This is a genomic window from uncultured Clostridium sp. (assembly GCF_934754915.1).
Classification (GTDB): domain Bacteria; phylum Bacillota; class Clostridia; order Clostridiales; family Clostridiaceae; genus Clostridium.
Genome location: NZ_CAKVKB010000200.1, coordinates 1 through 4778, shown reverse-complemented (window position 1 = coordinate 4778; position 4778 = coordinate 1). Strand labels below are relative to the sequence as shown.

Genomic DNA, 4778 nt, shown 5'->3' with positions numbered 1-4778 from the left:
TGAAAAAGTCTAATTTACCTAATTATCACATTAACCATAACACTAAGGAAGATACTGTTTTATTAAGCGCTTACGTTATAGTATCATCTAAAGCCTTATTTTATGGGATTTTTTAATAGCTAAAATTTATTTAATGTTATAGCATTTTATAAAAGTTTATGTGCATTGTGTTATGGCTATGTTATTTTAATATGAAAATTTTTGTGGATGTGGGTAATGTACAGGTCGCCTCCACCATGAAACCCACGAAAATGATATGCTCTTTGTTTAATTTACAGGGAGCATATCATTTTTGTGGGTCTTTTATTTATGTATTATTATAATACATTTTCTGTATACTATTATTTATTAAGGAAAATTTTAAAAGAATTGATTTGATAGATATTCAAATATAATGATAATACAAGTTTTATATACTTTAATTAAGTAAAAAATTGATAATACAATATCTAAAGAAATATTTAAAGAAATATGATAAATATACATTTTAATTTATTTTAATATCTAAGTCAGCTAATAATCTGAGAAAAAATAATTATGAAAAAAGTGTTCGTTTTTTTACTAGATTTTATTATTTGCTTATGCTAAAATAGCCGTATATAATGGATATTTAAAATTATAATGGTAAGTAGCAAGGGCGCAATTTTGTTGGAGACTCTTGCTTTTTTATTTTAAAAATATATGATTTTATCATCTCTAGTTCCTGAAAGGAGGATATTTATGAAAATATCACATAAAAATATTACTTTGCCCACACAGCCTGGACTTATTTTAAACGCACCTGGTTATTCAGAAAAAATGTTAATTTATCAGGCTATTGATCCATCTATTTATTATTTTTATGAAATTTTTCCATTGGAAGAGAACATGTTGTCTATTCCTATTTTACCAGATGGATGTATAGATATTGTTTTTATTATCAATGATAATTCCATTAACTCTTTTATTATTGGGACAGGTACAAAACTAACAGGCTTTGATATTCTAAAGAAACATTATATATTTGGAGTAAGATTCTCGCCTAGTGGATTTCGGGATTTTTTCAATATTAATGCAAAAGAAATCCGAGATATGCAGGTTGATTTTGTACCATTATGTAAAAATATAAATGAGTTGTATGATCATATCTTTTGTGCTGATTCTTTACAAGACAAAGCTTCCATTTTTTATTCTCATCTACAAAGAAAGAAATCTCAAAAAGTTGAAAAGAAAGCATTATTAGATTATTGTATTTTTCAAATAATCAATAAAAATGAGGAAATTTCTATAAATAAACTTAGTGAAGAAACTTTGTATAGTACTAGATATATTGAAAAATTATTTAATGAAACAATTGGTTTGTCTCCAAAATCTTTTTTAGATATTTATAGGATTCAAAATGTTATTTGTTCTATTCAAAATGTACCAGAAATTAATTTATTAAAAGTTGCCTGTGAATATGGATATACAGATCAATCACATATGAACAAACACTTTAAGAAATATCTTTCTATTACTGCAAATAAAATAAAAAATAATCATTTCTTTTCACCCAATAACAAAGTTATTCATTCTAATTATATTTTATAGAAAAGTAATGACTAATATTAAAATTTTGGCTATTATATAATAAATGAAAGAACAAATAAGGATACAACACTAACTATTGTGCTGTATCCTCATTTATTTATAAAGCTTCAATTCCTCTTTCTCCAGTTCTAATCTTTATTACATCTTCAACATTTTTCACAAAGATTTTACCAGAACCAAAATTTCCAGTATTTAGTTCTTCTAAAATAGTTTTAATAATTTCTTCTACATATTTATCTTCTACAAATGTTTTTATATCTAGTTTTGGCATTAAATTTACACCTTGCATATCATCCCTTGTATATATCTGCTTATTTCCTTTTTGTTTTCCATAACCAAATATATTCATAATCATCATACCTTTGGCTCCATGGTGATTTAAGATACGTTTTAGATTTTCTAATTTTTCAGGTGGTATTACAATTTCAAGTTCTTTCATAAACATAGTCTCCTTTTATCCAAACATTCTTACATATCTTTCAGCTAATATAATGGTTCCATCCATATAACCATCTTTTAGTTCTTCTAAGTTTTCTAAATGTGTATGACTTCCAAGCCATCCCATAATTTGTAGGCGTCTAAGCATGATAAAAGTATCAATTTCTTCAAAATCAGTATCTGTAAAAGGCAATACCGATCTATATCCATATAACCATGCATTTATTAAGTCTGCTACAAAAGGTTTTTCTTCCATGAAAGTTAATGCAGAAGCTAAATCTGACAAATGCCAACCAAAAGAACAATCGTCAAAATCAATTACTTTAATTTGTTCTCCATCAATTAATAAATTAGCCAAACGCAAATCTCCATGAATTAATCCGTAATTATTTTCATTTTTTCCATAACGTTGTAATCGCTTTTTAATAATTGCAGCAACTTTAGTAAATAATGATTCTGCTTCAGCAGTCATTTCAGGATAGTCTTGCCATCTTCCCCATATATGATACTTTCCAATCATATTATCATAATTCATTTCAATTCTATTTAGATGTTTTGTTCCATTCCAGATTTCTGTTTGGCGATGAAGATAGGCAGTTGTTTCTCCTAAATATTTAAATTGCTTTTTCATTGCATCAATGTTTCCTTCATCAGGAGCTTTTCCCGTTAAATATTCACAAACAATACAATAATAATTATCTCCATCATCACCTTTAACAATTTGAATATATTCTCCATTAATCCCTTTAATTGGATTTGCTACTTGTAGAGGAGTATAGTCATTTATTTGTTGTAACCATTGTAATTCAGATTGCAATTCTTCTAAAGTATGATAGCCTGGCTTGCTAATTCGTAAAACACCATCTTTTTTCCCAGTTATTTTTTCCTTTATCATATAGGTTGCATTTTCAGACAATACAATAAGTTCAGGTTTATGAGTACTTTTCCATCCATAGTTTTTTAAAGCATTATTTGCAATTTTGTTATATAATTCAATATTTTCAAATGCCATGTCTACACCTCATTTCTATACTTGTGTTTTAAAGAGATTAATAATAGTTTTTAGTTTTATTTAGTTATTTTGACAATAAGATATCATCTTTTGCTTCTTTAATACTATATGACATTTTTTCTATTAATTCATCGCAATATTCCTTTGTACATAAAATACCTGGCTTAAATTGTAGTACATGAGGATCTAATTGTGAATAAATACCCCATACACCATTTTTGTATAGATGTTGCATAACAGGAATTGCACCTTTTTCACCTGCAAATTCTAATCCCATAATAACTCCTTGCTGTCTTATTCCAGTAAAGGTATCTGGATTTTCTTGTTGAATATTTTCTAATTCTTTACGCAAGTATGTAGATAAAAATTCAATGTTTTCTATAGTTTCTTTTCTTTGAATAATTTCTAATACTTTTAGCGCACAAATACAACCTAATTCACTTCCACCATAAGAAGCCATATGAGCACTTCCGTCTTTAGTCATCCAATATGAAGCTTTTTCACTTAAAATAGCTGCTGAAATAGGATAAATCCCTCCACTTAAGCCTTTTGATGTTACAATAATATCTGGTTTCACATCATGATGTTGGATACACCACATTTTTCCACTTCTCATTAATCCGGTTTGAACTTCATCAGCTATATATAATGCTTCATACTGTTCACATAAATTCTTTACACTTTTTAAATATCCCTTTTTAGGAATAGGAAAACCATATGTTGCAGGAATTGTCTCCATAATAACACATGCAATTCCTTCATTTTCACGAAATGCTTTTTCCATTGCTACAATATCATTAAAAGGTACTTTGATAAAATCTGGGTTTTCTGAATGGAAAATCTTACAGTAACGATCTGCACCAGCTGCAACTGATAAACCAGTATGTCCATGGTAACAATTCTGTACACAAATTACTTTCTTTTTATTTGTAGCAGCTCTTGCACTTTTTAATGCCAAATCAACAATTTCACCACCACTAGAACCATAGATAACATGTTTCATATTATTTGGAGATACTTTAATAAGTTCTTTTGCTAACGCAGCTTTAAATGGAGATGGAAAATGATGATTTCCCATGTCTACATATTCTAAACCTTCCTTTAGAGCTTCTATTATTTCTTTGTTTCTGTGACCTAGGCTATATACGCCGCCATTAATATGGACATCCATTAATTTTTTTCCATCTCTATCCCAGAAGTAGTATCCTTCACGTTTATTCATAATGAAATCAATACCTAAATCCAACCATTCTTTTGTCTTTCCGCTGTTCCAATATGTCATAGATTCATTAAATACTTCCTTTTTGTCTTTTTGAAATAATTCTTTAATTGTCATTTTTATCTCTCCTTACAATAATTTTTAAATTCTTTTTGTTTAAATTGTTCCATTACTTAAATTTTCTATATTATAAGATGTGAATAAATCTTGTTTCATAACTACCTTTACCCAAGTAACAGCATAAATAAACAATATTACAAATAATGCTGCAAAAATCTTATAAATTTGAATTTTAGATTCCATATCTGAACTTATATTAAATATCATATAAATATTTCCTAATATTCCTAAAATTTGTGGAATACCTGCCAGAGTAAGTTTTTTTACTCTATTGACATCTGGATATCTCTTTCTCAATGACAAGACTGTCAAATGTGTTAAAATATATGATGTAAGCCAGAAACAAGAAGCAGCTAAAATCATATTATTTAATCCACTAGAATTAGCATAACCAGTAATTACAATAATTCCATCTGCAAT

At 27.6% G+C, this 4778-nt stretch carries 4 protein-coding genes and 1 pseudogene; 1 reads left to right on the top strand and 4 read right to left on the bottom strand.

Going from position 1 to position 4778, the window contains the following annotated elements:
- Positions 1 to 720: 720 nt before the first annotated feature.
- A complete protein-coding gene (locus Q0F58_RS17310) occupies positions 721 to 1569 on the top strand; it encodes a helix-turn-helix transcriptional regulator (protein ID WP_294379116.1) in 849 nt (282 codons plus the stop codon).
- Positions 1570 to 1666: 97 nt separating this feature from the next.
- Here the strand turns inward: Q0F58_RS17310 and Q0F58_RS17305 are convergent, their stop codons facing one another.
- From Q0F58_RS17305 to Q0F58_RS17290, 4 genes and pseudogenes are all read right to left on the bottom strand, one after another.
- Positions 1667 to 2008: a P-II family nitrogen regulator gene (locus Q0F58_RS17305; protein ID WP_294379115.1), complete on the bottom strand. Its 342-nt coding sequence runs from the start codon at positions 2006 to 2008 to the stop codon at positions 1667 to 1669.
- 15 nt (positions 2009 to 2023) lie between these two features.
- Positions 2024 to 3019, bottom strand: a complete 996-nt coding sequence (locus Q0F58_RS17300; protein WP_294379114.1) for a phosphotransferase enzyme family protein — start codon at positions 3017 to 3019, stop codon at positions 2024 to 2026.
- Between the two features lie 64 nt (positions 3020 to 3083).
- Complete coding sequence (locus tag Q0F58_RS17295) at positions 3084 to 4355, bottom strand: aspartate aminotransferase family protein (RefSeq protein ID WP_294379113.1); 1272 nt, start codon at positions 4353 to 4355, stop codon at positions 3084 to 3086.
- Between the two features lie 39 nt (positions 4356 to 4394).
- Positions 4395 to 4778 (bottom strand): annotated as a pseudogene (locus tag Q0F58_RS17290) (APC family permease); the annotation flags it as partial.

Excerpts from the sequence above, each read along its gene's own strand:
- Q0F58_RS17305 (WP_294379115.1), bottom strand. The coding sequence starts at position 2,008 with ATGAAAGAACTTGAAATTGTAATACCACCTGAAAAATTAGAAAATCTA.
- Q0F58_RS17295 (WP_294379113.1), bottom strand. The coding sequence starts at position 4,355 with ATGACAATTAAAGAATTATTTCAAAAAGACAAAAAGGAAGTATTTAAT.
- Q0F58_RS17310 (WP_294379116.1), top strand. The coding sequence starts at position 721 with ATGAAAATATCACATAAAAATATTACTTTGCCCACACAGCCTGGACTT.
- Q0F58_RS17300 (WP_294379114.1), bottom strand. The coding sequence starts at position 3,019 with ATGGCATTTGAAAATATTGAATTATATAACAAAATTGCAAATAATGCT.